Origin of the sequence: uncultured Sphaerotilus sp. (genome assembly GCF_963924895.1) — a bacterium.
Classification (GTDB): Bacteria; Pseudomonadota; Gammaproteobacteria; order Burkholderiales; family Burkholderiaceae_C; genus Sphaerotilus.
On the sequence record NZ_CAWURG010000039.1, the window covers coordinates 57285 to 79267 of the forward strand.

At 68.2% G+C, this 21983-nt stretch carries 26 protein-coding genes; 12 read left to right on the plus strand and 14 right to left on the minus strand.

The annotated features are described in order from the left end of the window. Positions 1 to 29: 29 nt before the first annotated feature. The 4 genes from mlaD to AABN02_RS14685 all read left to right on the plus strand — a co-directional run bounded on the left by mlaD (position 30) and on the right by AABN02_RS14685 (position 2283). Complete coding sequence (gene mlaD, locus AABN02_RS14670; RefSeq protein ID WP_338415670.1) at positions 30 to 512, plus strand: outer membrane lipid asymmetry maintenance protein MlaD; 483 nt, start codon at positions 30 to 32, stop codon at positions 510 to 512. Beyond that, a complete protein-coding gene (locus AABN02_RS14675) occupies positions 509 to 1270 on the plus strand; it encodes a VacJ family lipoprotein (protein WP_338415671.1) in 762 nt (253 codons plus the stop codon). Before mlaD ends, AABN02_RS14675 begins: the two co-directional genes overlap by 4 nt. A 69-nt stretch (positions 1271 to 1339) precedes the next feature. Beyond that, entirely contained in the window at positions 1340 to 1960 is a 621-nt protein-coding gene (locus tag AABN02_RS14680) for an ABC transporter substrate-binding protein (protein WP_338415672.1), read from the plus strand. A gap of 23 nt (positions 1961 to 1983) precedes the next feature. Then, on the plus strand, positions 1984 to 2283 hold the full coding sequence (locus AABN02_RS14685; protein WP_338415706.1) for an STAS domain-containing protein: 300 nt from the start codon (positions 1984 to 1986) through the stop codon (positions 2281 to 2283). Here the strand turns inward: AABN02_RS14685 and AABN02_RS14690 are convergent. Both AABN02_RS14690 and zwf read right to left on the minus strand, forming a co-directional pair. Then, a complete protein-coding gene (locus tag AABN02_RS14690) occupies positions 2268 to 3119 on the minus strand; it encodes an SIS domain-containing protein (RefSeq protein WP_338415707.1) in 852 nt (283 codons plus the stop codon). The two genes, AABN02_RS14685 and AABN02_RS14690, sit on opposite strands and share 16 nt — an antisense overlap. Positions 3120 to 3159: 40 nt before the next feature. Continuing rightward, positions 3160 to 4617 carry a glucose-6-phosphate dehydrogenase gene (gene zwf, locus AABN02_RS14695; protein WP_338415673.1) on the minus strand — a complete coding sequence of 486 codons (1458 nt, stop codon included), beginning with the start codon at positions 4615 to 4617 and terminating at the stop codon, positions 3160 to 3162. A 202-nt stretch (positions 4618 to 4819) separates the two neighbouring features. Here zwf and tal point away from each other — a divergent pair, with 202 nt between their 5' ends. Both tal and pgi read left to right on the plus strand, forming a co-directional pair. Then, entirely contained in the window at positions 4820 to 5767 is a 948-nt protein-coding gene (gene tal / locus AABN02_RS14700) for a transaldolase (RefSeq protein ID WP_338415674.1), read from the plus strand. Positions 5768 to 5794: 27 nt separating this feature from the next. Further along, positions 5795 to 7444 carry a glucose-6-phosphate isomerase gene (pgi, locus tag AABN02_RS14705; RefSeq protein WP_338415675.1) on the plus strand — a complete coding sequence of 550 codons (1650 nt, stop codon included), beginning with the start codon at positions 5795 to 5797 and terminating at the stop codon, positions 7442 to 7444. Positions 7445 to 7446: 2 nt separating this feature from the next. Here the strand turns inward: pgi and AABN02_RS14710 are convergent, their stop codons facing one another. From AABN02_RS14710 to AABN02_RS14720, 3 genes are read right to left on the minus strand one after another with little or no spacing between them, the layout of a single operon-like run. After that, positions 7447 to 8418 carry a helix-turn-helix domain-containing protein gene (locus tag AABN02_RS14710; RefSeq protein ID WP_338415676.1) on the minus strand — a complete coding sequence of 324 codons (972 nt, stop codon included), beginning with the start codon at positions 8416 to 8418 and terminating at the stop codon, positions 7447 to 7449. Between the two features lie 10 nt (positions 8419 to 8428). Then, entirely contained in the window at positions 8429 to 9055 is a 627-nt protein-coding gene (locus tag AABN02_RS14715) for a DJ-1/PfpI family protein (protein WP_338415677.1), read from the minus strand. Then, positions 9052 to 9624, minus strand: a complete 573-nt coding sequence (locus AABN02_RS14720) for an isochorismatase family protein (RefSeq protein WP_338415678.1) — start codon at positions 9622 to 9624, stop codon at positions 9052 to 9054. Before AABN02_RS14720 ends, AABN02_RS14715 begins: the two co-directional genes overlap by 4 nt. 182 nt (positions 9625 to 9806) lie before the next feature. Between AABN02_RS14720 and AABN02_RS14725 the strand changes: the two genes are divergently transcribed. Together AABN02_RS14725 and AABN02_RS14730 are read left to right on the plus strand one after the other, a co-directional pair. Then, positions 9807 to 10502 (plus strand): hypothetical protein, encoded by a 696-nt coding sequence (locus AABN02_RS14725; RefSeq protein WP_338415679.1) that lies wholly within the window; start codon positions 9807 to 9809, stop codon positions 10500 to 10502. Then, entirely contained in the window at positions 10499 to 11149 is a 651-nt protein-coding gene (locus tag AABN02_RS14730) for an RES family NAD+ phosphorylase (RefSeq protein ID WP_338415680.1), read from the plus strand. The genes AABN02_RS14725 and AABN02_RS14730 overlap by 4 nt, the downstream gene beginning before the upstream one ends. A gap of 28 nt (positions 11150 to 11177) precedes the next feature. Here the strand turns inward: AABN02_RS14730 and AABN02_RS14735 are convergent, their stop codons facing one another. Continuing rightward, positions 11178 to 12365: a M20 aminoacylase family protein gene (locus AABN02_RS14735; protein WP_338415681.1), complete on the minus strand. Its 1188-nt coding sequence runs from the start codon at positions 12363 to 12365 to the stop codon at positions 11178 to 11180. An 80-nt stretch (positions 12366 to 12445) separates the two neighbouring features. Here AABN02_RS14735 and AABN02_RS14740 point away from each other — a divergent pair, with 80 nt between their 5' ends. Continuing rightward, a complete protein-coding gene (locus tag AABN02_RS14740; RefSeq protein ID WP_338415682.1) occupies positions 12446 to 13738 on the plus strand; it encodes an SUMF1/EgtB/PvdO family nonheme iron enzyme in 1293 nt (430 codons plus the stop codon). A 46-nt stretch (positions 13739 to 13784) separates the two neighbouring features. Continuing rightward, positions 13785 to 14048 (plus strand): plasmid stabilization protein, encoded by a 264-nt coding sequence (locus tag AABN02_RS14745; RefSeq protein WP_338415683.1) that lies wholly within the window; start codon positions 13785 to 13787, stop codon positions 14046 to 14048. Between the two features lie 10 nt (positions 14049 to 14058). Here AABN02_RS14745 and AABN02_RS14750 read toward each other — a convergent pair whose 3' ends face one another. From AABN02_RS14750 to AABN02_RS14765, 4 genes are read right to left on the minus strand one after another with little or no spacing between them, the layout of a single operon-like run. Continuing rightward, on the minus strand, positions 14059 to 14583 hold the full coding sequence (locus tag AABN02_RS14750; RefSeq protein WP_338415684.1) for a DNA-binding protein: 525 nt from the start codon (positions 14581 to 14583) through the stop codon (positions 14059 to 14061). Positions 14584 to 14587: 4 nt separating this feature from the next. Beyond that, on the minus strand, positions 14588 to 14863 hold the full coding sequence (locus AABN02_RS14755) for a hypothetical protein (RefSeq protein WP_338415685.1): 276 nt from the start codon (positions 14861 to 14863) through the stop codon (positions 14588 to 14590). A gap of 28 nt (positions 14864 to 14891) precedes the next feature. Further along, positions 14892 to 15221 carry an AraC family ligand binding domain-containing protein gene (locus AABN02_RS14760; protein WP_338415686.1) on the minus strand — a complete coding sequence of 110 codons (330 nt, stop codon included), beginning with the start codon at positions 15219 to 15221 and terminating at the stop codon, positions 14892 to 14894. 31 nt (positions 15222 to 15252) lie between these two features. Continuing rightward, entirely contained in the window at positions 15253 to 16365 is a 1113-nt protein-coding gene (locus AABN02_RS14765) for an NADH:flavin oxidoreductase/NADH oxidase (protein WP_338415687.1), read from the minus strand. A gap of 83 nt (positions 16366 to 16448) precedes the next feature. Between AABN02_RS14765 and AABN02_RS14770 the strand changes: the two genes are divergently transcribed. Both AABN02_RS14770 and AABN02_RS14775 read left to right on the plus strand, forming a co-directional pair. Continuing rightward, the gene (locus AABN02_RS14770; RefSeq protein WP_338415688.1) at positions 16449 to 18527 is read left to right on the plus strand and encodes a molybdopterin oxidoreductase family protein; all 2079 of its coding nucleotides are present in this window, start codon (positions 16449 to 16451) and stop codon (positions 18525 to 18527) included. Beyond that, a complete protein-coding gene (locus AABN02_RS14775; protein WP_338415689.1) occupies positions 18524 to 19627 on the plus strand; it encodes an aminopeptidase in 1104 nt (367 codons plus the stop codon). Before AABN02_RS14770 ends, AABN02_RS14775 begins: the two co-directional genes overlap by 4 nt. On the opposite strand, the gene AABN02_RS14780 is transcribed toward AABN02_RS14775, so the two are convergent. The 4 genes from AABN02_RS14780 to motB all read right to left on the minus strand — a co-directional run bounded on the left by AABN02_RS14780 (position 19608) and on the right by motB (position 21970). Further along, positions 19608 to 19862: an acyl-CoA-binding protein gene (locus tag AABN02_RS14780; RefSeq protein WP_338415690.1), complete on the minus strand. Its 255-nt coding sequence runs from the start codon at positions 19860 to 19862 to the stop codon at positions 19608 to 19610. The genes AABN02_RS14775 and AABN02_RS14780 overlap by 20 nt on opposite strands. A gap of 95 nt (positions 19863 to 19957) precedes the next feature. Further along, positions 19958 to 20578 (minus strand): protein phosphatase CheZ, encoded by a 621-nt coding sequence (locus tag AABN02_RS14785; RefSeq protein WP_338415691.1) that lies wholly within the window; start codon positions 20576 to 20578, stop codon positions 19958 to 19960. Between the two features lie 15 nt (positions 20579 to 20593). Continuing rightward, complete coding sequence (cheY, locus tag AABN02_RS14790; RefSeq protein WP_338415692.1) at positions 20594 to 20992, minus strand: chemotaxis response regulator CheY; 399 nt, start codon at positions 20990 to 20992, stop codon at positions 20594 to 20596. Positions 20993 to 21028: 36 nt separating this feature from the next. Then, entirely contained in the window at positions 21029 to 21970 is a 942-nt protein-coding gene (gene motB, locus AABN02_RS14795) for a flagellar motor protein MotB (protein ID WP_338415693.1), read from the minus strand. Positions 21971 to 21983: the final 13 nt, after the last annotated feature.

Here is a 21983-nt window from a genome sequence, read left to right on the forward strand (position 1 = left end):
AATCCGAATTCGTAGCAGAGGAAAACAACATGCAGAAATCCCGTCATGACCTCTGGGTGGGCCTGTTCGTGGTGATCGGCGCAGCGGCACTGCTGTTCCTGGCGCTCAAGGCCGGCAACCTGCTGAGTCTGTCGTTCGAGCCGGTGTACCGGGTGTCCGCGCGCTTTGACAACATCGGGGGTCTGAAGGCCCGTGCGGCAGTCAAGAGCGCCGGTGTCGTGGTGGGCCGGATCACGCGCATCAGCTTCGACGACAAGTCCTTCCAGGCGACCGTCGAGATGGAAATGGAGCAGCGCTTTGCCTTTCCCAAGGACAGCTCGGTCAAGATCCTCACCGCAGGCCTGCTCGGCGAGCAGTACCTGGGCATCGAGCCCGGCGCGTCCGACAAGACGCTGCTGGCCGGCGACGTGATCACGCAGACGCAGTCGGCGGTGGTGCTGGAGACGCTGATCAGCCAGTTCCTGTTCAACAAGGCAGCCGATGCGAGCAACGCACCGGCTGGCAAACCATGAGGCGCGCGACGTCGGCGCTGCTGTGCAGCGTGGTGTTGCTGGCGGGGTGCGCCACGGCGCAGCGTCCGGATCCGCTGGAGCCGATGAACCGCAAGGTGTTCGCCTTCAACGAGGCGGTCGACAAGGCGGTGCTCAAGCCGGCTGCGCAGGTCTACGAGGCGGTGCTGCCGTCGCCGGTGCAGCTGGTGGTGTCGAATTTCTTCGGCAACGTCCGGGACGCCTGGTCGGCAGTGAACCTGTTCCTGCAGGGGCGGATCGCGGATGGCTTCAACGACGTGATGCGCTTCGGCACCAACACGGTCTTCGGCTTTGGCGGCGTGATGGACGTCGCCACGGAACTCGGCTTCGAGCGCCACGGCGAAGACTTCGGCCAGACGCTCGGGCGCTGGGGCGTGCCCACGGGTGCCTACATCGTCTGGCCGATCCTCGGCCCGTCCACGGTGCGCGACTCGATCGGGCTGCCGGTGGACCTGAAAGCGTCCCCCGAAGCCCTGGTGTCCGTCTCGCTGACCCGCAACACGATGACGGGCCTGCGCCTGGTCAGCACCCGGGCGGGGCTGTTGTCGGCCACCAAACTGATCGACGAGATCGCCCTGGACAAATACGCCTTCGTGCGCAATGCGTATCTGCAGCGTCGCCGCAGCCTCGTCTACGATGGCAACCCGCCGGATGAAGAAGACGCTGATCCGATGGGCACATCTGCCGCACCCGCACCCGCGGAACCGGCCGCCTCCGCGCCGGCGTCCAAAGCCCCGTGACAACCGGGCAGGTCCCCGGAACGTTGAAGACCGGCTGCCCGACTTCGGGTGGTCGTTGAAAGGAACTCCATGTTGAACCGCCGCTGGACCTCGCTGATCGCCACTGCCGCACTGGTGCTGGTCACCGCCGTCGCCCAAGCCCAGACCGCACCTGACGCCTGGATCAAGCAGATCTCGGGCGAGGTGATCGAAACCGTCAAATCCGACAATGCCATCCAGGCAGGGGACACCAAGAAGATCATGGCGCTGGTGGATGCCAAGATCCTGCCCAACGTCAACTTCCTGCGCATGACCTCGTCGGCGGTGGGTCGCTACTGGCGCCAGGCCACCCCCGAGCAGCAGACCCGTCTGCAGGATGAGTTCAAGACCCTGCTGGTGCGCACCTATGCCGGCGCGCTGATGCAGGTGAAGGACCAGTCGGTGCAACTCAAGCCGCTGCGTTCCCGCCCGGAGGACACCGAGGTGCTGGTGCGTTCCGAAATCAAGGGCAAGGCCGATCCGATCCAGCTCGACTACCGCCTGGAAAAAGCCGGCGACAGCTGGAAGATCTACGACGTGAACGTGCTGGGGGTCTGGCTGGTCGAGACCTACCGCGCCAGCTTCGCGCAGGAGATCTCCGCGTCGGGCATCGACGGGCTGATCACCAAGCTCGCCGAGAAGAACAAGGCCGCTGCATCGGCCAAGAACTGAGCCAGGGAACTGCCGTGTCTGCCATGCAACTGCCCGCCCGCATCACCGTCCGGGAGGCCAGCGCCGCGGTCCGGGAGCTGTCCTCGGTCCTCGCGGGCCAGCCGGCCGGTGCGGTGGTGGAGGTTGACGCGAGCGGCTTGCAGCAGTTCGATTCGAGCGCGCTGGCGGTGCTGATCGACATGCACCGCCAGGCAGCGGCCGGCGGTCGCTCGCTGCACATCGGCGGGCTGCCGCAGCGGCTGGACGAACTGGCCCGCGTCTATGGCGTGGCCGACCTTGTCTCGTCCGGTCGACAAGCGGACGGGAATCAGGGCGCCGCGTAACGCTTGGCGCGCAGGTTCTTCTTGATCTCCTGCAACATCGGCCGCAGATCCGGGCCGAGCTTGAGCGCCACGCCCGTCGTCAGGATGTCGATCACCGTCAGGTGCAGCAGCCGGCTGACCATCGGGCTGTAGCGGTCGTAGTCCTCCGGGTGGTCCACGCTCAGCAGGATCTGCGCCTGGTGCGCCAGTGGCGAGCCACTCGCGGTGATGACGATCGTGGTCGCCCCCTTGCGGCGCGCGATCTCCAGTGCATCCAGCAGGTCGCGGCTGCGGCCCGAATTCGAGATCACCACCACGCAGTCACCCGGCCCGACCATCGTCGCGGCCATCACCTGCACGTGGGCGTCGTTGTAGGCGACCGCGTTCACGCCCAGACGGAAGAACTTGTGCTCCGCATCGTGCGCCACGATGCCGGAGTTCCCGACGCCGTAGAACTCGATGCGGCGCTTCTTGCGCGCGGCTTCGGTCAGCGCCTCGATGGCGCGGTCGAAGGCGTGGGCGGTGGCGTCATTGCGGTACTTCAGCAGGGCGCTGACCGCGTTGTCGATCACCTTGACGACCAGATCGGCCGGCTTGTCATCCTCGTCGACCGAGCGGTGCACGAAGGGCACGCCCTCGTTGACGGTGCCGGCCAGCTTCAGCTTGAAGTCGGCCAGCCCGTCATAGCCGATGCTGCGACAGAAGCGCACCACCGTCGGCTTGCTGACGTGCGAGCGCTCGGCCAGCTCGGCCACCGGCAGGCTGGCGAAGCTGCGCGCATCCGCCAGCACGAGTTTGCCGACGCGCTGTTCGGCCGGCGACAGGGCTGGCAGCGAGGCGCGGATGCGGTCCAGCATCGGGGGCAGGGACGATGACGAGGATGACATGGTGTTCACTTCACTGTTCCTCACTCCAGGTGTTGCCGTCCCGGGCCACCAGGGCACTGGCCGCCGCCGGTCCCCAGCTGCCTGCGGCGTAGCCGCGCGGGCCTTCGCCGCCGCCGCTGCTTTCGCGCGACCAGGCGTCCAGCACCGGCTCCACCCAGCGCCAGGCCTGTTCCTGCTCGTCGCTGCGCACGAACAGGTTCAGCCGGCCGGCGATCGCGTCCAGCAGCAGGCGCTCGTAGGCACCCACCCGTTCGGCGGCGAAGGCCTTGTCGAAGTCCAGGTCCAGCGACACCGGCGCCAGCGAATCGCTCGTGCCGCTGCCCTTGGCCGCCAGCAGGTGCAGCTCCAGCCCGTCTTCCGGCTGCAGCTTGATCACCAGCTTGTTGGCCCGCTGCGAGCCCGGAAAGATCGGGTGCGGCACCTGCCGGAAGTTCACGACGATCTGCGAGTCCCGCGCCGCCAGGCGCTTGCCGGTGCGCAGGTAGAAGGGCACACCCGCCCAGCGCCAGTTCTGCACCTCGGTGCGCAGCGCGACAAAGGTTTCGCAGTGGCTGCCCTCGGGCACCTTGACCTCCTGCTGGTAACCCGGCACCGCCTGGCCACCGGCATTGCCGGCGCGGTACTGGCCGCGGATCACGTCACGCGCCACCGACTCCGGCGTGAAGGGCTTGAGCGACTTCAGCACCTTGAGCTTCTCGTCGCGGATCGCGTCGGCGTCGCTGGTCGAGGGCGGCTCCATCGCGATCATCGTCAGCAGTTGCAGCGCGTGGTTCTGGACCATGTCGCGCAGGGCGCCGGTGCGGTCGTAGAAGTCGCCGCGCGTGCCCACGCCCAGCGATTCCGCCAGCGTGATCTGGATGTTGGCGATGCTCTCGCGGCGCCACAGCGGCTCGAACAGCGCGTTGCCGAAGCGCAGCGCCATCAGGTTCTGCACGCTCGGCTTGCCCAGGTAGTGGTCGATGCGGAAGGCCTGCTGCTCGGCGAAGACCGAGCGCACGACACGGTTGATCTCCTGCGCGCTCTTCAGGTCGTGGCCCAGCGGCTTTTCCAGCACGACGCGGATGTGCGGTGCGTTCAGACCCGCGACGCCGAGCTGTTCGCAGATCACCGGGAACAGGTGCGGACTGGTCGCCAGGTAGAGCACGACCGTGTCGGCGCCGCGCGCGTCGATCCACTGCTTCAGTCCGTTGTAGTCCTCCGGGTGCGACAGGTCCATGCGCCGGTAGTGCAGCAACTCGGCGAAGCGGGCGAACTCGTCGTCCGTCGGGCGCTTGGAGCTTTCGACCTCGCTGAACCGCTCCTTGATGAAGGCGCGGTACTCGTCGTCGCTGCGTTCGTCGCGGGCCACGGCGAGGATGCGTCCCCCCGCCGGCAGCTTGCCGTGGCGGAAGGCCTGGAACAGCGCGGGCATCAGTTTGCGCCACGTCAGGTCGCCGGTGCCACCGAAGAAGACGAGATCGAAGGACATGCAGGGCCTCGAAAAGAGAAAGAGGTTGGTCCAGGTCGTGTAACCCAGTTTCACAAAAGATGATGCACCAGTTTCTTTGGAAGGTCAATCGTGCGGCGCTGCACGGCCTCGTAACCGCCTTGTCCGCGACGGTGCGCGGTCTCGGGTTCTAATTGCGGATCGCCGCGAACCGGCTCGATCCCACTCGAAACGAAGCAACGCCATGCACCAGCTCGACCAACTCAAGCAATTCACCACCGTCGTCGCCGACACGGGCAACTTCAAGCAGCTCGCGCAGTTCGCGCCGCAGGACGCAACGACCAATCCCTCGCTCATCCTGAAGGCCGTGCAGCAGCCCGACTACGCGCCGCTGCTGGCCGAGACGGTCGCCGCGCACCGTGGCTTGCCGCTCGACGAGGTGGTCGATCGGGTGCTGGTGCGCTTCGGGTTGGAGATCCTGAAGGTGGTGCCGGGCCGCGTGTCGACCGAAGTCGATGCCCGCCTGAGCTTCGACACCGCCGCCAATGTGGCGCGCGCACACCGCATCATCGGTCTCTACGAAGCCGCCGGCATTGGCCGTGACCGCGTGCTCATCAAGATCGCCTCGACCTGGGAAGGCATCCAGGCCGCGCGCATCCTGGAGCGCGAGGGCATCCACTGCAACTTGACGCTGCTGTTCGCGTTCTGCCAGGCAGTGGCCTGCGGCGAGGCCGGCGTGCAACTGATCTCGCCCTTCGTCGGCCGGATCTACGACTGGCACAAGAAGTCGGCCGGCGCCAAGTGGGACGAGGCCGTGATGGCCGGTGCCAACGATCCGGGCGTGCAGTCGGTGGCCCAGATCTACACCTACTACAAGAAGTTCGGTGTCCCGACCGAGGTGATGGGCGCCAGCTTCCGCAACGTCGGCCAGATCACCGCGCTGGCGGGCTGCGACCTGCTGACGATCAGCCCGGACCTGCTGGCGCAACTGCAGGCCAGCGAGGCGCCGATCGTGCGTGCGCTGGACCCGGCCGCGGCCCAGGATGCGCCGGTCCACGCCGTGTCGTACAACGAAGCCTCGTTCCGTTACGCCCTCAACGAGGACGCGATGGCCACCGAGAAGCTCGCCGAAGGCATCCGCGCCTTCGCGGTCGATGCCGGCAAGCTCGACCAGATCATCCTGTCGCTCTGACCGTCGTTTCAACCGAGGACTCCCACCATGCAAGCCCCGCGTTGCGACCAGACCGCCGCCTGGACCGCGCTGACCACGCAGTTCGCCCAGAGCGGCCGCAGCTTCGACCTGCGCCCCGCCTTCGCCGACGACGCCACGCGCGCCGAAGCGTTTTCGCTGAGCGCGCCCGAGGTCTTCGCCGACCTGTCGAAGAACCACTGGGACGCCGAGACCCGCGGCCTGCTGCTGGCGCTGGCCCGCGAATGCCAGATCGAGCAGCGGCGCGACGCGATGCTGGCCGGCGAGCCGATCAACCACACCGAGGGCCGCGCCGTGCTGCACACCGCGCTGCGTGCTCCGCGTGGTGCGGCGCCGTTCAGCGACGACGTGCACGAGGTGCTGGACCGGCTGCTGGCCTACGTCGAGCAGGTGCGTGACACGGCCACCAGCGGCATCCGCCACGTCGTCAACATCGGCATCGGCGGCTCGGACCTCGGCCCGCAGATGGTCGTGCCGGCGCTGGATGCGTTTGCACACCGCGGGCTGCAACTGCACTTCGTTTCCAACGTCGACGGCCACGACATCGTGCCGGTGCTGCGTGGGCTCGACCCGCGCGAGACGCTGGTCATCGTCGCCTCCAAGACCTTCACGACGCAGGAGACGATGGCGAATGCCGAAGTCGCCCGCGCGTGGTTCCTGGCCGGTTACGGCGAGGGCGGCGAGGCGGCGATCGCCAAGCACTTCGCGGCGACGACCACCAACGTGGCCGCGGCGGCCAAGTTCGGCATCACGACCACCTTCGGGTTCTGGGACTGGGTCGGTGGGCGCTACTCGCTGTGGAGCGCGATCGGCCTGCCCATCGCGCTGGCGATCGGCGCCGAGAATTTCCGCGCGCTGCTGGCCGGTGCGCACGCAATGGATTGCCACTTCGCCGAAGCCCCGCTGGAGCAGAACCTGCCGATCCAGCTCGGCCTGCTCGACGTCTGGTACCGCAACTTCCACGGCTACACCAGCCGCTCGGTCGCGCCGTACCACCAGGGCTTGCGCCGGCTGCCTGCGTACCTGCAGCAGCTGGAGATGGAGTCCAACGGCAAGTGCGTGGACCTCGACGGCCAGGCGCTGCCCTTCGGCACCTCGCCGGTCGTCTGGGGCGAAGCCGGCACCAACGGCCAGCACGCCTACTTCCAGATGCTGCACCAGGGCACGGACGTGATCCCGGTCGAGTTCATCGCGGTGAAGACGCCGTGCTACGACGCAGCGGGCGGCACAGGCCTGCCCGACTGCGTCCGCGCCGGTCTGGCCGACCAGCACCACAAGCTGCTCGCCAACTGCCTCGCGCAGAGCCAGGCGCTGATGCTCGGCAAGTCGACCGAGGACGCGATGGGCGAAACCGCGCCGACCGCGTCGAAGTCGCTGGACGCGCTGACCATCGCCCGCCACCGCACCTTCCCCGGCAACCGCCCGAGCACGACGCTGGTGCTCGACCGGCTGACCCCGGCGGCGATGGGCGCGCTGATCGCGCTGTACGAGCACCGCGTGTTCACCAGCGGCGCGCTGTGGCGCATCAACAGCTTCGACCAGTGGGGCGTGGAACTGGGCAAGGCGCTGTGCAGCCAGTTGCTGCCGCGCTTCGCCACGGGCGACACGGAAGGGTTGGACGGCTCGACGGCGGCGCTCCTGACCCGCCTGCTGGGCTGAATTCAGTGCGACGGGCGCTTGCCGAGGGCCTGTCGCATCTGCCGCGCGGTCGAGAAGCCGGCCAGCGCCAGCGCCTCCCGCTCGGATTTCCCTTGTGCCAGCGCTTGCCCCGCGAGTGCCGCACGCACCTGCTCGACATAGCCACGCGGTGACACCCCGGTGTGCAGCCGGAACAGCCGCGCCAGATGCCGCTCCGTCACATGCGCCACTGCGGCCATGCGCACGCTGTCCCACGGCTCGGCGGGTGCTGCGCAGACGGCGTCCTGCACGCGGTGGATCGCCGGGTGCAGGTGGTCGCGGTGGGCGAGCAGCGCCGAGACCTGCGGCGCCTGCACGCCGCGCCGCGCGAACACCACCATCACCTGCGCCACGGCGGCAGCGATCACCTCGCCGCAGACCTGCGCCACGCCGTGCAGCGCCAGATCGATGCCGGCCGTGACGCCCGCGCTGGTCAGCACGGCGCCGTCCTCGACGAAGACGCGGTTGGCCTGCACCCGCGCGGTCGGGACGAGCGCCTGCAGGTCGTCGAGCAGCTCGTGGTGGGTCGTCACCTGCCGCCCGGCGAGCAGGCCGGCGTCGGCGGCCAGGAGGGCGCCGCTGCACACCGTCAGCAGCCGCACCCCGTCCGGCGCATCGCCGGGCGCGGTGAGCCGAGGCGCCACGGTCTGCGCCAGCCACTGCCGTGCGTCCATCCATTCCGCGCCGTGTCCGACCACCTCGCAGGCGTCTACCGGTCGCCCCAGCAGCACGACCCAGGTCGGTCGCGCGAACGCCGCCGGCAGCGGCTCCAGCCCCGCCAGCCGCAGCCCGACGGACGAGTCCGCCTGCGCCTGCGGCCCGGCGTAGCGCAGGTGGAAGGCTTCTGGCTGACCGCGCCGCCGCAGCGCCTGGTTGGCCAGCCGGAACGCTTCCGCCGGACCGGCGATGTCCAGCAACAGCGTGTCGGGCAGGACGAGGAAGAGCACGTCGATCATGGTCGGACGATCATGGCACGCTGGCTTCTTCCGTCCAGGGATAGTCCATCTGCCGCGCCGTGCGCTGCGCCAGCGCGGGGCCGGCGAAGGTGGCGACGAGGTGCAGCGCCAGATCGATCCCCGCGGCGATGCCGGCGCTGGTCCACAGCGGCACGCTGTCTGCGCTCCGGGCTGCAATCCAGCGTGGGCCGCCGACGACGTCGAGCGCAGGATGGTCGCGCCGCAGGTCGTCCAGGTCTTCCCAGTGCGTCGTGCAGCGCGTGCCCGGTGCGATCAGCCCGGCGTCCGCGAGCACGAACGCGCCGGTGCAGACGGAAGCCAGCGCCCGCAGCCCCGGCGTTGTGCGGCGCAGCCAGTCGCGCACGGCGTGGTCCGCCCGCACGCCATCGACCACGCCCCCCGGCACGACCAGCACGTCCAGCGGCGGATGTGTCTCCAGCGTGTGGTCCGGCAGCACGCGCAGCCCGGCGCGGGCACGCACCGGCGCCATCGTCGCCGCGAGGCTGATCACCTCGAAGCCGCTAGCCGCAGCCATGCCGGTCCGCGTCGTCATTCGCTGCGCGGTGGTGAAGACTTCGTACGGCCCAGCGTAGTCGAGCAGCTCCATGTCGTCGAACATCAGCAGGCCGATGTTCATGCCAGCACCTCGTCCACGGTGCGGATCGCCGCGAAGCGCCCGGCCAGCACGGTCTCGGTGCGCTCGCGAATCTGGGCAGCGGTCAGCGTGGCGCCGGCCGGCGTCGTCATGTCGAAGGTCAGCGTCGCCTCGGTCACGTAGTCCACCGCCCAGCCCTCGTCGCTGGCGTGGCGCGTGGTCGTCTCGCAGCACTGCTCCGTACGGATGCCGGCAACGATCAGCCGCTGCACCCCATGTTCATGCAGCCACACGCCCAGCCCGGTGCCGACGAGGGCGCTGTGGCGGTGCTTGTCGAGGCGCAGCGCGGCGTCGAACGGGGCCAGTCCGTCGATCGGGCGGATCAGGCCGCTGGCGTGCGCGAAGGGGTTGTCGGGCGTGTCCGGGCCGTCGGTGTGGAAGACCTGCACGACCGGGATGCCGCGCGCTGCGCAGCCTGCGACGAGGCGGTTCGTCGCGGCGAGCCAAGCGGGGGCGTCAGTCTCGCTCCAGTACGGGCGGGCGCGGAAGGACTGCTGGGCGTCGATCAGGAGGAGGGCGGTCGGGTGGCGCGGGGTGTCGGTTCGGGACATGGCGTGTTCCTGCAGGAGGGAGTCGGGATGGTGGCCATCGTCCGTTGTCCGGGCTCGGCTGTCAGACCGGAAGCGGACCGATCACGACGTGAATCGGACATGCAGAGACCGAGCGTTCTGTATATGAATTTGATGGACTATCGTATGATCACATCAGTTTCATCAGACACATGGATCTCCACATGGCCCGACCTGAAGCCCTCGCACCGTTCGGATCCAGCGACTGTCCCGGCGTTCTGATGTACCGGGCCTCGCCAGCTCGGGCCGCACGCAGTCCGGCCGGTCGCACGCATGCGTACGAACTGGAAGTCGTTGGGGATGAACTGTCGCAGCGTCTGGAAGCGATCCTCCCCTTGCTCGGGCAACTGCTGCAGGAAAAGGCCGAGGCGACCCGTGCGCGCAAGCTGACCGATCTGGTGGAGTTCATGACGGCCCAGATGGTGGTGCCGAGCGTGGTGGACACCCGCATGGCGCAGCGCCTGGCCGAGCGCCATGCGCGGGTGCTGAACGAGTTCGGGCATTTCAGTGCCGAGCAACTGGCCGATCTGCACCATTCGCGGGCCAGCAGCCGCTCCGCGCTGGCCGACAACTGGAAGCGCCGTCGCCTGGTGCTGGCCCTGCGCCACCGGGATGCGCAGGGCGTGGAACGCGAGGTCTTTCCAGCGTTCCAGTTCGGCGAGGACCACAAGCCGCTGCCGGTCGTGCAGCCGATCCTGGCGGCTTTCGGGCCGAACAAGTCGCCTTGGAAACTGGCGCTGTGGTTCACCTCGGCCAACGGGTGGTTGCCCGGATCCGCGCGGCCGGTGGACTTGCTGCACACGGCGCCCGAGGCGGTGGTCGAGGCGGCCCGCCGTGATGCACAGGGTCCGGCCACGTGACCTGCCGTGCCCCGCGTGTGGGGCTGAATCCCTTGCTGGAGACCTGGCCAGCCAGAACGCTACTGCACGTCGTCCATGACGCGGCCTACCCGCCGGAGAGCTTCAACCCCGGCGTCGATGCCGCCGGTGTGCCGCGCTGGCCGACCCGGTTTGCGCCGATCCGGGATGCTGCGGGACAGGTGGTGCCCTATCTGTACGCAGGCTCGACGCTGGATTGCGCGATTTTCGAGACCGTGTTCCACAACGTTCCCGTGGATGCCTCGGACAAGTTCGTCGATCTGGACGATTCCGCGCACCGCAGCCACGGCACGCTGAGTCCGACCCGAGACCTGACGTTGGTCGATCTCAGCACCGACGGATTGCACCGCCTGCGGGTGCCCAAGGCGGAGCTGATCGGCAGCGCCCCGATGGACTACCTCGCCACCGCCGCGTGGGCGCAGGCCTTGCACCAGCAATGTCCGGCGATCGACGGTCTGGTCTGGATGTCACGCCAGCGGGACCGGGATCGGGCGGTCGTCCTCTTCGGTGACCGGGTTCGCGCAGGCGATCTGACCGGGCAACGCCAGGGGCCGCCGCTGCGACACAACGACGCCCTGCGGCAGACCGTGCTGGCGTTGGCTTTGCGGGCAGGGATCGAGGCCGCCTGACACTGCCCGCAGCGTCACCGTCAGGAAGTCAGTCTGCCTGCCCCAGCCATCGCCGCGCCAGCGCCACCCATAGCGCCGCCCCCTGTGGAATCAGCCCATCGTTGAAATCGTAATTCGGGTTGTGCAGATTGCAGGGCCCGAGTCCATGCCCGTGCGCGCGGTGGTCGCCGTCGCCATTGCCGATGACGAAATAGGCGCCGGGCTTGGCCTGCAGGAAGAAGCTGAAATCCTCCGCGCCCATCGTCGGCTCGAATTCGTGGGTGCGTGCCTCGCCGGCCACGGCGCGCATCGTCTCGCGGACGAACTCGGCCTCGGCGCGGTGGTTGATCGTCGGCGGGTAGTTGCGGTGGAACTCGAACTGCACCGTCGCGCCAAACGCCGCCGCCGTGTGCGTGGCGATCTCGCGCATCCGGCGCTCGATCAGGTCCAGCACGTCGAGCGTGAAGGTGCGCACCGTGCCCTGGATCTCGCAGTGGTCGGGCACGACGTTGGTGGCCTCGCCCGCGTGGATCATCGTCACGGAGATGACGGCGGCGTCGGCCGGTTTCTTGTTGCGCGTGACGATGGTCTGGAAGGCCTGCACCATCTGGCAGGCCACCGGCACCGGGTCGATGCCGTTGTGCGGCAGCGCGGCGTGCGAGCCCTTGCCGGTGATGGTGATCTTGAACTCGTTGCTCGACGCCATCGACGGCCCGTCGCACACCGCGAAGTCCCCGGCGCGCATCCCCGGCCAGTTGTGCATGCCGAAGATCGCGTCCATCGGGAACTGCGTGAACAGGCCGTCGGCAATCATCTCGCGGGCGCCGCCGCCGCCTTCTTCGGCTGGCTGGAAAACGAGGTAGACGGTGCCGGCGAAGGCATCGCGCTGGGCGGCGAGTTGCTGCGCGGCGGCCAGCAGCATGGCGACGTGCCCGTCGTGGCCGCACGCATGCATCTTGCCGGGGTGGCGGCTGGCGTGGGCGAAGGTGTTGTGTTCGGTCATCGGCAGCGCGTCCATGTCGGCGCGCAGGCCGATGGCCCGCGGGGACTCGCCGGCCGTGCCCTTGACGATGCCGACCACGCCCGTGGTCCCCAGTCCGCGGTGGACCGGGATGTCCCAGCCGGCGAGGGTCTGGGCGATCAGGTCGGCGGTGCGGACTTCCTCGAAGCAGAGTTCGGGGTGGGCGTGGATGTCGCGGCGGATCGCAACGAGGGGAGAGAGGTCGGGGGCGTTCATGGCGTCGGGCTCGCGGTGGGCGTTTCGGGGCATCTTAGCGGGCTGTCGGAGAATGCGGGGAGTGAGGTGAGGGGCGAGACATGGCGGGGATTTTCATCAGCTACCGGCGCGACGACAGCGCGGCGCAGGCGAGGGCGGTGTGGGAGCGCTTGTGCCGCGAACTCGGGCGCGAGCACGTCTTCATGGACGTGGACGGGATCGATCCGGGCGACGATTTCACCGAGGTGATCGACCGGCAGTTGGAAGGCTGTCAGGTGATGCTGGTGATGATGGGCGCCAAGTGGCACAACGCGGTTGATCCGCATGGGCGGCTGCGGCTGCACAACCGACATGACTTCGTGCGCTACGAGGTCGAGACGGCGCTGCGGCGGCGGATCAAGCTGGTGCCGGTGCTAATCGACAACACGCCGCCGCCGCTGGAGGAGCACCTGCCAGTGGAGTTGCATCCGCTGCTGCGGCGGCAGGGGCTGGAGCTGGATTTCCGGCGGCATACCGAGGCGGCGTTGCAGCGGTTGGTTGAGGTGTCGCGGAAGGCGCTGGTGCTGCCGGACCCGCCGTCACGGGCTGCTTGGATGCACGATGAAGGCACCGATCAGTACGGCCGCTGGTGTGAGTTCAAGGTCGGCAAAGTAGTGCAGCGGATGCGCTGGATCGAGCCGGGGACGTTCTGGATGGGGTCGCCGACGAACGAGGCCGAGCGGCAAGACAACGAACTGCGCCACCGTGTCGTGCTAACCCAAGGGTATTGGCTGGCGGACACTGCTTGCACGCAGGCGCTGTGGGAAGAAATCGTGGGTGCCAATCGGAGTGAGTTCCAAGGTGACCCGCAACTGCCAGTCGAGGAGGTGAGTTGGAGTGAAGTGACTGACCTGTTCCTGGCGAAACTCAATGCGCGAGTACCGGGCCTGAACCTGGAACTACCGACAGAAGCACAGTGGGAGTACGCCTGCCGTGCGGGAACGACGACGCCGTTCTCGTTTGGGGAACAGATCACGTCAGGGCAAGTGAACTACGACGGCAGCCGTCCATACAACGGCGGTGGAAAAGGCCCGTCTCTTCAGCGAACGGTTCCCGTTAAAGCCTTGTCAGCGAATAGTTGGGGACTGCACCAGATGCACGGCAATGTGCTGGAGTGGTGTGCGGATACTTTCGAACCCTACGCATCGGAGGCCGTGCAAGACCCGGTGTTTTCTATGGACCGACCTATCGCTGCTCTACACCACATGCATGTGCTTCGCGGTGGTAGTTGTTTTGAGAATGGCTCCGAGTGTCGGTCAGCATCTCGCCATCAGAGTTGGCGCAGTGAAAGGAACGACATTTTTGGTTCTCATCATGCCGTTGGCTTCCGTCTTGCTCGGCGGCTTGAACACTAATCAGGGCGCATGCATCTCTTTCGATTTGACGAGGCACCCCATGCCCATGCCCATGCTCACCGTCCGCAACCTCCCCGATGACGTGTATCGCGCCTTGAAGCAGCAAGCCGCGCTGCATGGCCACAGCACCGAAGCTGAGGTCGGCGCCATCCTCGCCAGCGCCGTCCGGCCGGAAACCCGTATCCGACTGGGTGACGCGCTCTCGGCGTTGAGCCACCAGATCGGCCTCACCAACGCCGACTTCGACGCGCTGGAGCGCGTCCGTGACCGGACCCCCGATGTGCCGATGGGCTTCGACGATGATTCGTGACGGAAGGCCGTCAGGCCGCCGCCAACGCAAACCGACTGTCCTGCGGCTGATACCCGACCAGCGCCGCTTCCTTGGTGATGTTCACGCGCATTGCCGCCAACGCCACTTCCAGCATCGACGGCGCCAGCCCGTACTGTCGCTCTGCCAGAAAACCGAGCACGGGCGCCAGGTGCCAGATCGACACGCTGCCAGCGTGGACCGGCGTCGGGAAACTCGACGGGTGCGCCACCATCAGCTTGCGCATGTTCTGGCGCGACACGCCCAGCAGATCGGCGATGTCGGTGAGTCCGACCAGATCCGGGCCGGCCTCGACCAGCTTCGCCCCCGGCAGGGCGATGCGCACATCGGCCAGTGCACTCAGGATCGCCTCTTCAGCCGAGTCTGCCTCGCGCACGAACTCCAGCCCCAGATGACCCGCCACGCCCAGCCCCACCAGGGCATCTGTGCAGCCAGCCGCGCCCAGACGCTCCACGACCGCGTCGTGGTCGGCGTCCTGTGGATCCAGTCGGTACTTGAGCGTGAATTCGTATTCCATCGGCTTACTCCGAGTCGGTGTTCGGTGGTTGCTGGCGGCGTGTGGTGCAGTTATCGACGACGCGTCGGAGCTGGCGGGCGTGGTTGTCGGGGCTCTTGGGTGTGCTCCAGACGCTGGTGATGCAGAACTCGCCGCACCGGCACTCCACATCGTTGTAGGGGCAGTAAAGCGATCCCCAGGCGTGCCCACGCCCTGTGCTTTCCTTGATCCGCCAACCTTGGTCCTCCGCGTGGCGCAGGGCCTTCTCGATGTCCTTGTTGGGATGTGTGGAGCGTGTCATCGGTGCGGTTCAGATCTTGGAGGGGATGTCACGGGTTGTCAAGTGACAACTGCGCGTGCCGCCGCGCGACCCAGAACGTCGCCCCTTCCGCCCCATACCGCTCGACATGCGGCACCTCGGCGTCCAACGCGAAGGTGTCCCCCGCCCGCAGATGCCGCGTCGTCTCGCCCACCTCCAGCGCGAACTCGCCCCGCGCCACCTGGACTTGCACCGCGAACGGGTGCGTGTGCAGGCTGGTGTCCGTGTCGGGTGCCCACTCGCGCACCAGCACGGCGTCGAAACCGCGCGCCTGCGCCTGGGCGGAAAAGGACTCGAAGGTGTCGAAGAGGCCGAAGGGTTCGGCAGGGGTGGTGCTCATCGTGAAGTCTCCTTGGAATGGATGGGTCAGTTCAGCGTTGGCCCGTGACGGCATCGCCAAACAGCGTGGACAGCCCGCGCGGTTGCGACCGCCAATACTGCGGCGGCGCCGTGACCTGCCCGCCGAGCTTGGCTGCCGCGTGCCACGGCCAGTGCGGGTCGTACAGGATGCCCCGCGCCAGTGCCACCAGGTCCGCTTGACCCGCGGCGAGGATGGCCTCGGCCTGCTCCGGCTCGGTGATCAGGCCGACGGCGGTGGTCGGCAGCCCGACTTCGGCGCGCAGCCGCTCGGCCAGTGGCACCTGATAGCCCGGCCCGACGGGGATCTTCTGCGCAGGCGACACGCCGCCGCTGGACACATGCAGGAACGCGCAGCCCCGCGCGCGCAGCGCCTGACCGAACACGACGCTCTGATCGGCGTTCCACCCGCCCGCCACCCAGTCGGTGGCCGACAGCCGCACGCCCACCGGCACGCTCGCCGGCAGCGCCGCCCTCACCGCGTCGAACACCGCCAGCGGGAAGCGCATCCGGTTCTCCAGCGCGCCGCCGAACTCGTCCGTGCGGTGGTTCGCGATCGGCGAGAGGAACTGGTGCAGCAGGTAGCCATGCGCGGCGTGCAGCTCGATCGCGTCGATGCCGAGGCGGTGCGCCCGCTGAGCGGAGTCGACAAAGGCGTCGAGCACGCGCTGCAAGCCGGCGGCGTCGAGCGCATCGGGCGGCGTTTCATGGGTGGCGTGCGGCACGGCGGACGGCGCGACCGGCTGCCAGCCTCCTTCGGTGACCGGCACCAGTTGGCCGCCGCGCCATGGCACATGGCTCGACGCCTTGCGCCCGGCGTGCGCGAGCTGGATCGCCACGGGCATCGCCGAATGCTGGCGCACCGCACGCAGCACCCGGCCGAGCGCCGCCTCCGTCTCGTCGGACCACAGCCCGAGGTCGCCCGCCGTGATGCGGCCTTCGGGCGAGACGGCGGTGGCCTCGATCGTCAGCAGCCCGGCGCCGGAGAGCGCGAGCTGGCCGAGGTGGATCAGGTGCCAGTCGGTGGCGCAGCCGTCCTCGGCCGAGTACTGGCACATCGGCGCGATGACGATGCGGTTGGGCAGGCGCAGCGGCCCGAGGTCGAAGGGAGTGAAGAGGTGGCTCAAGGCGGGAACTCACGGACGGATGGGGACAGGTCGTGAGGGTACGGCAGCCGGGGTGACCGTGCCGGGCGTGCCATCATTCCGGCATGAACGCCCCCGCCGAAATCGCCGTCCACCCGCTGCGCACCGTGCGCGCCGCCTGTCCGCACGACTGCCCCGACACCTGCGCGATGCAGGTCAGCGTGGACCCCGCCACCGAGCGTGTCGTGCGCATCCAGGGCCGCGCCGAGCACGTGACGACGCACGGCGCGCTCTGCACCAAGGTCTCGCGCTACGCCGAGCGGACCTACCACCCCGAGCGTGTGCTGTCGCCACTGAAGCGCGTCGGGCCGAAGGGCGCTGGCCAGTTTGTCCCCGTGAGCTGGGACGAGGCGCTCGCCGACATTGCCGCGCGCCTGAAGGCCATCGCCGCCCGCGACCCCGAGGCCATCCTGCCCTACAGCTACGCCGGCACGATGGGCCTGCTGCAGGGCGAGAGCATGGCGGCGCGCTTCTTCCACCGCCTCGGTGCCTCGCTGCTGAACCGCACGATCTGCGCGTCGGCGGGTGGTGACGCGCTGGCGGCGACCTACGGCGGCAAGGTCGGGATGCACGTCCGGCATTTCGCCGAGAGCCGGCTGATCGTCATCTGGGGCAGCCACTCGATCGCGTCGAACCTGCACTTCTGGACCTTCGCGCAGCAGGCCAAGCGCGCAGGCGCGAAGCTCGTCTGCATCGACCCGCGCCGCACCGAGACGGCCGACAAGTGCCACGCCCACCTGCAACTCCGCCCCGGCACCGATGGCGCGCTGGCGCTGGCGCTGATGCACGAATTGATCGTGAACGACTGGCTCGACCAGGCCTACATCGACGCGCATGTGCAGGCCGACGGCTGGCCCGCGCTGCGTGACCGCGCGCTGCAGTGGCCGCCCGAGCGCGCCGCCGAGGTCTGCGGCCTGCCGGTCGAGCAGATCCGCGACCTCGCCCGCGACCTGGGCACGACGACACCGGCCGCGATCCGACTGAACTACGGCATGCAGCGCGTGCGCGGCGGCGGCAACGCCGTGCGGCTGGTCGCGCTGCTGCCGTGCCTGACCGGCGCGTGGCGGCACCGCGCGGGCGGGCTGCTGCTGTCGAGTTCCGGCTGGTTCGGCGCGATCCGCGACGACGCCGCGCGCCAGCGCCCCGACCTGCTCGCCGGCCGCACGCCGCGCACGCTCAACATGAGCACCATCGGTGATGACCTGCTGCGCGAGGCCTCGCCCGATTTCGGCCCGAAGGTCGAAGCGCTCATCGTCTACAACAGCAACCCGGTCGCCGTGGCCCCCGAGTCACCGAAGGTGGTGCGCGGCTTCGCCCGGGACGACCTGTTCACCGTCGTGCTCGAACACTTCCTGACCGACACCGCCGACCACGCCGACTACGTGCTGCCCGCGACGACGCAGCTCGAACACCTCGACCTCCACACCAGCTACGGCCACACCGACGTGCTGCTCAACGAGCCGGCGATCCAACCGCTCGGCGAGTCGCTACCGAACACGGAGATCTTCCGGCGGCTCGCAGCGGCGATGGGTTTCGACGAGCCGTGTTTCCGCGACAGCGACGAGGCGCTGGCCGCGCAGACGCTGCGGGGCGCCGTGACCTACGCGGCGTTGAAGGCGTCGCCCGGCTGGATGAGCCTGCCGATCGCGGACGCGCCGTTTGCCGAGGGCGGTTTCCCGACGCGGGACGGGCGGGTGCAGATCGACGTACCGGGGCTCGGCCTGCCCGACCACCTGGAGCCGCACGAGTCGGTGGTCTCGGCGCCGGCGCTGGCCGCGCGTTATCCACTGGCGATGATCTCCCCACCGGCGCGCAACTTCCTCAACTCGACCTTCGTCAACGTGAAGAGCCTGCGCGACATCGAGTCCGAGCCGATCGTCGAGATTCACCCCGACGACGCCGCCGCCCGTGGACTGGCCGACCACACGCCCGTGCGTGTCTTCAACGACCGTGGCAGCTACCACTGCACCGCCCGCGTCAGCACCCGCGCCCGGCCCGGCGTCGTCAACGGCCTGGGCATCTGGTGGCGCAAGCTTGGCGCGCAGGGCACCAACGTCAACGAGGTCACGCACCAGCAGCTCAGCGACATCGGTGCGGCGCCGTGCTTCTACGACGTGCTGGTCGAGGTGGAGGCCGCGGGGTGAGGGCGCTTCGGATCCTGGCCCTCGTGCTGGCCAGCGCGCTGTCGGCGTGTGCGACGACCGCCGCGGACGATGTGGAGTCGGCATGGCGGCCGGGCTACCTGTGGCAATCGGTGGCCGGCCATCTGCGGATGCTGGGGGCAGCGCGGCCGGTGGACGAGGTGTTGGCCGATCCCGCCACACCGGACGACCTCCGCCAGCGCCTCGAACTCAGCCGCGAGTTGCGCGACTACGCCAGCCGCGCGCTGGCGCTGCCGGACAACGCGAGCTACCGCCGCTACGCCGACCTCGGGCGACCGGCTGCGGTGTGGAACGTGGTGGCCGCGCCCGAGCTGTCGCTCAAGCTGAAGACCTGGTGCTTCCCGGTGCTGGGCTGTGTAGGCTATCGCGGCTACTTCGACAAGGCAGAAGCCGAGATGCTGGCCAGCGCGCTGCGGGCGCAGGGCTGGGAGGCGAACGTCTATGGCGTGCCGGCCTACTCGACGCTGGGCAAGTTGCCGGGCAGCGTCTTCGCCGATCCGCTGCTCAACACCTTCCTGCGTGGCGCGGAGATCGATCTGGCGCGGCTGATCTTCCACGAGCTGTCGCACCAGGTGGCCTACGCGGACGGGGACACGACCTTCAACGAGTCCTATGCGACGGCCGTCGAGCGCATCGGCAGTCGGCAGTGGCTGGCGCAGGGTGGGCGCGAGGCGCAGATCACCGCGACCGAGTCACTCGACCGGCGCCGCGCCGAGTTCCGCGCGATGACGATGCGTGCCCGCGACCGGCTGGATGCGCTCTACCGCAGCGATGCCCCGGACGCGGACAAGCGCCGCGAGAAGGCGCGGCTGCTGGTCGAGCTGCGCGCCGAGTACGCCCGCTGGCGCGACGAATCATGGGGCGGGGATCGGGCGTACGACGCCTGGTTCGACAGCGTCAACAACGCGCGGCTGGGTGTGCTCGCCGCTTACAACGCGCAGGTGCCGGCGTTCGAGCGGCTGTTCGAGCGGGAGGGGCGGGACTGGCCACGTTTCCACGCCGAGGTGCGCCGGCTGGCCGCGCTGCCCAAGGCGGAGCGCGACGCGGCGCTGGCCTTGCCGCTTACTTCAGCGATTCGATGAGGTCGATGTAGTCCTGGCGGGCGGTGTCGGCGGCGGTGCCGGCCAGCGCGGCCCAGGCGTCGAACTTGGCGCGGGCGACGAAGTCCGTCATGCCGGGGCGCTCGCCGCTGGCGTCGCCCTCGGAGGCCTGCTTGTAGAGCGCGTAGATCTGCAGCAGCGTCCTGTTGTCAGGACGTTCGGGCAGTTGCTTGGAGTCGGCGACGGCCTGGACGAAGGCAGCTTGGAGATCGGACATGGCCAATGGAAAGAGGCAGTGATGGAGCGGCGCAGTGTAGTGCCGCTTCATCACTGCCTCTTTCCAGACCCGTCCGACGGGGGAGGGCGGGGTGCTCAGAATCCCATGCGGGCGAGCAGATCATCGACTTCATTCTGATCGGTCACCACGTCCGTGCGGTTCTCGGGATTGACCACCGGCCCGTTGAGGTCGTCCTCGTGGACGTGGACGCTGGCCACCACCTTGTACTCCGGCGCGACCTGCAGCAGCAACTGGACCAGATTGGTTTCCAGATCGTCGGCGAGCCGGACGACCTTGTTCACGATCTGGCCCGTCAGGTCGTGGAAGTCCTGGGCCACCATGATGTTGGTCAGGTGGTCGTCGATGCGGTTGGTCGAGCCTTGGACCTGCGCAATCCAGGCGAGCAGCTGGTCGCTCGAGACCGTGTCCGAACGCCCGCCGCTGGCCAGCGCTTGCTGCATGTCCCGGGCCGCCTCGCTGATGCCGCGCTGCTCCAGCTTGGCCGCGTCGACCGAGTTCAGGACCTTGTCTGCCGCATCCGACGTTTTTCTGGCGATGTAGTTGAGGCGACTGCGTGCATCGGGAAGCGCTTGTGTGGCTGCCTGCAGATCACCCATCAGACCCATCTGCACGACAGAGTCGTGCAGCTTCCGCGTGATTTCACCGATCTGCCGGATCACCTCTGGCGAGGCATGGTGATGTTGCTGGTCGCTCATGGAGGTCTCCGTGGGTCAGGCCGTCACGGGCATCTTCTGGATAATCTTGGTGACCTTTTCTTCCAGCGTTGCCTTGGTGAAGGGTTTGACGATGTAGCCGGCCGCACCGGTTTGTGCGGCCCGGACAATGTCTTCCTTGCGCGCTTCGGCCGTCACCATCAGGACCGGGATGTGGCACAGCGCCGGATCCTGCTTGATCTGGCTGAGCAGTTCGAAGCCGTCCATGTTGGGCATGTTGATGTCGCTCACCACGAAGTCGATGCGGCTGTTGCGCAGCGCCTGGAGTGCGGTGACACCATCTTCGGCTTCCTCGATGTGCAGGCAGCCCATTTCCTTGAGCAGCCCGCGCACGATGCGGCGCATGGTGGAGAAGTCGTCGACGACGAGAAAGCGGAGATCGGGGCAGGCGGGCATTACGAATCCTTCAGCGTGAATGGGCCGTAGACAGAGTTATCGGCCGGTGGCCGGTGGACTTGAGACAGGGTCTTCGGCTGGAATGGCGTTGACGGTCGTGGCGTCACCGCTGTCGAAGAACCGTTCTTCGGCCTCGCGCGTCATCACGATGATGCTGATGCGGCGGTTGACCGGATTCCGGGGGTCGCGCTTGTCGAAGGGGATGCTGGCCGAGAGTCCCTGGACCCGCAGCACCCGGTCGTCCTTGAGTCCCCCGGCGATCAGCTCCCGCCGCGAGGCGTTGGCGCGGTTGCTCGACAGTTCCCAGTTGCTGTAGCCGCCCTGTCCCCCGGAGAAGGGCAGGGCGTCGGTGTGGCCTTCGAGGGTGAGCTTGTTGGGCACTTCGGTGAGCACGCTGCCGATGGCGCGCAGGATGTCGCGCATGTAGGGCTTCACCTGGTCGAGGCCGCTGTCGAACATGGGCCGGTTCTGTTCGTCGACGATCTGGATGCGCAGACCGTCGCGGGTCATGTCCAGCCGGATCTGCGACTTGAAGGCAGCAAGCTGCGGCGAGGCGGACACCACCTCCTTGACCCGTTCGCGCAGGCCTTCGAGGCGCTGCTTCTCGGCCTGGGCCTGGTTGGCCTTGAGGGCCTGGAGCTGGTAGGTCTTGCGCTCGGCCTCGATGTCGCCGCGCTTGACCTGACCGGCCGTGCGGCTGATGTCCTGACCGCCGCCCTTGACGAGGGAGGACGAGTCGCCGGAGCCGGAGCCACCCCCCATCAGCGCCACCTTCAGCGGCGACTGGAAGTAGTCCTGCAAGCCCTTCTTGTCGCCCTCGGACGTGGAGCCGAGCAGCCACATCAGCAGGAAGAAGGCCATCATCGCCGTCACGAAGTCGGCATAGGCGATCTTCCAGGCGCCGCCATGTGCGCCATGGCCGCCCTTCTTGACCTTCTTGATGATGATGGGCTGCAGTTTCTTGGCGTCACCGGCCATGAGAGTCTCCTGT

Excerpts from the sequence above, each read along its gene's own strand:
- AABN02_RS14690 (WP_338415707.1), bottom strand. The coding sequence starts at position 3,119 with ATGCTGGACCGCATCCGCGCCTCGCTGCCAGCCCTGTCGCCGGCCGAA.
- motB (WP_338415693.1), bottom strand. The coding sequence starts at position 21,970 with ATGGCCGGTGACGCCAAGAAACTGCAGCCCATCATCATCAAGAAGGTC.
- AABN02_RS14675 (WP_338415671.1), top strand. The coding sequence starts at position 509 with ATGAGGCGCGCGACGTCGGCGCTGCTGTGCAGCGTGGTGTTGCTGGCG.
- AABN02_RS14770 (WP_338415688.1), top strand. The coding sequence starts at position 16,449 with ATGAACGCCCCCGCCGAAATCGCCGTCCACCCGCTGCGCACCGTGCGC.
- AABN02_RS14715 (WP_338415677.1), bottom strand. The coding sequence starts at position 9,055 with ATGAACATCGGCCTGCTGATGTTCGACGACATGGAGCTGCTCGACTAC.
- AABN02_RS14710 (WP_338415676.1), bottom strand. The coding sequence starts at position 8,418 with ATGATCGACGTGCTCTTCCTCGTCCTGCCCGACACGCTGTTGCTGGAC.
- AABN02_RS14755 (WP_338415685.1), bottom strand. The coding sequence starts at position 14,863 with ATGACACGCTCCACACATCCCAACAAGGACATCGAGAAGGCCCTGCGC.
- AABN02_RS14780 (WP_338415690.1), bottom strand. The coding sequence starts at position 19,862 with ATGTCCGATCTCCAAGCTGCCTTCGTCCAGGCCGTCGCCGACTCCAAG.
- pgi (WP_338415675.1), top strand. The coding sequence starts at position 5,795 with ATGCAAGCCCCGCGTTGCGACCAGACCGCCGCCTGGACCGCGCTGACC.
- AABN02_RS14745 (WP_338415683.1), top strand. The coding sequence starts at position 13,785 with ATGCCCATGCTCACCGTCCGCAACCTCCCCGATGACGTGTATCGCGCC.
- AABN02_RS14720 (WP_338415678.1), bottom strand. The coding sequence starts at position 9,624 with ATGTCCCGAACCGACACCCCGCGCCACCCGACCGCCCTCCTCCTGATC.
- AABN02_RS14725 (WP_338415679.1), top strand. The coding sequence starts at position 9,807 with ATGGCCCGACCTGAAGCCCTCGCACCGTTCGGATCCAGCGACTGTCCC.
- AABN02_RS14760 (WP_338415686.1), bottom strand. The coding sequence starts at position 15,221 with ATGAGCACCACCCCTGCCGAACCCTTCGGCCTCTTCGACACCTTCGAG.
- AABN02_RS14740 (WP_338415682.1), top strand. The coding sequence starts at position 12,446 with ATGGCGGGGATTTTCATCAGCTACCGGCGCGACGACAGCGCGGCGCAG.
- AABN02_RS14735 (WP_338415681.1), bottom strand. The coding sequence starts at position 12,365 with ATGAACGCCCCCGACCTCTCTCCCCTCGTTGCGATCCGCCGCGACATC.
- AABN02_RS14680 (WP_338415672.1), top strand. The coding sequence starts at position 1,340 with ATGTTGAACCGCCGCTGGACCTCGCTGATCGCCACTGCCGCACTGGTG.
- AABN02_RS14785 (WP_338415691.1), bottom strand. The coding sequence starts at position 20,578 with ATGAGCGACCAGCAACATCACCATGCCTCGCCAGAGGTGATCCGGCAG.
- cheY (WP_338415692.1), bottom strand. The coding sequence starts at position 20,992 with ATGCCCGCCTGCCCCGATCTCCGCTTTCTCGTCGTCGACGACTTCTCC.
- mlaD (WP_338415670.1), top strand. The coding sequence starts at position 30 with ATGCAGAAATCCCGTCATGACCTCTGGGTGGGCCTGTTCGTGGTGATC.
- AABN02_RS14685 (WP_338415706.1), top strand. The coding sequence starts at position 1,984 with ATGCAACTGCCCGCCCGCATCACCGTCCGGGAGGCCAGCGCCGCGGTC.
- zwf (WP_338415673.1), bottom strand. The coding sequence starts at position 4,617 with ATGTCCTTCGATCTCGTCTTCTTCGGTGGCACCGGCGACCTGACGTGG.
- tal (WP_338415674.1), top strand. The coding sequence starts at position 4,820 with ATGCACCAGCTCGACCAACTCAAGCAATTCACCACCGTCGTCGCCGAC.
- AABN02_RS14750 (WP_338415684.1), bottom strand. The coding sequence starts at position 14,583 with ATGGAATACGAATTCACGCTCAAGTACCGACTGGATCCACAGGACGCC.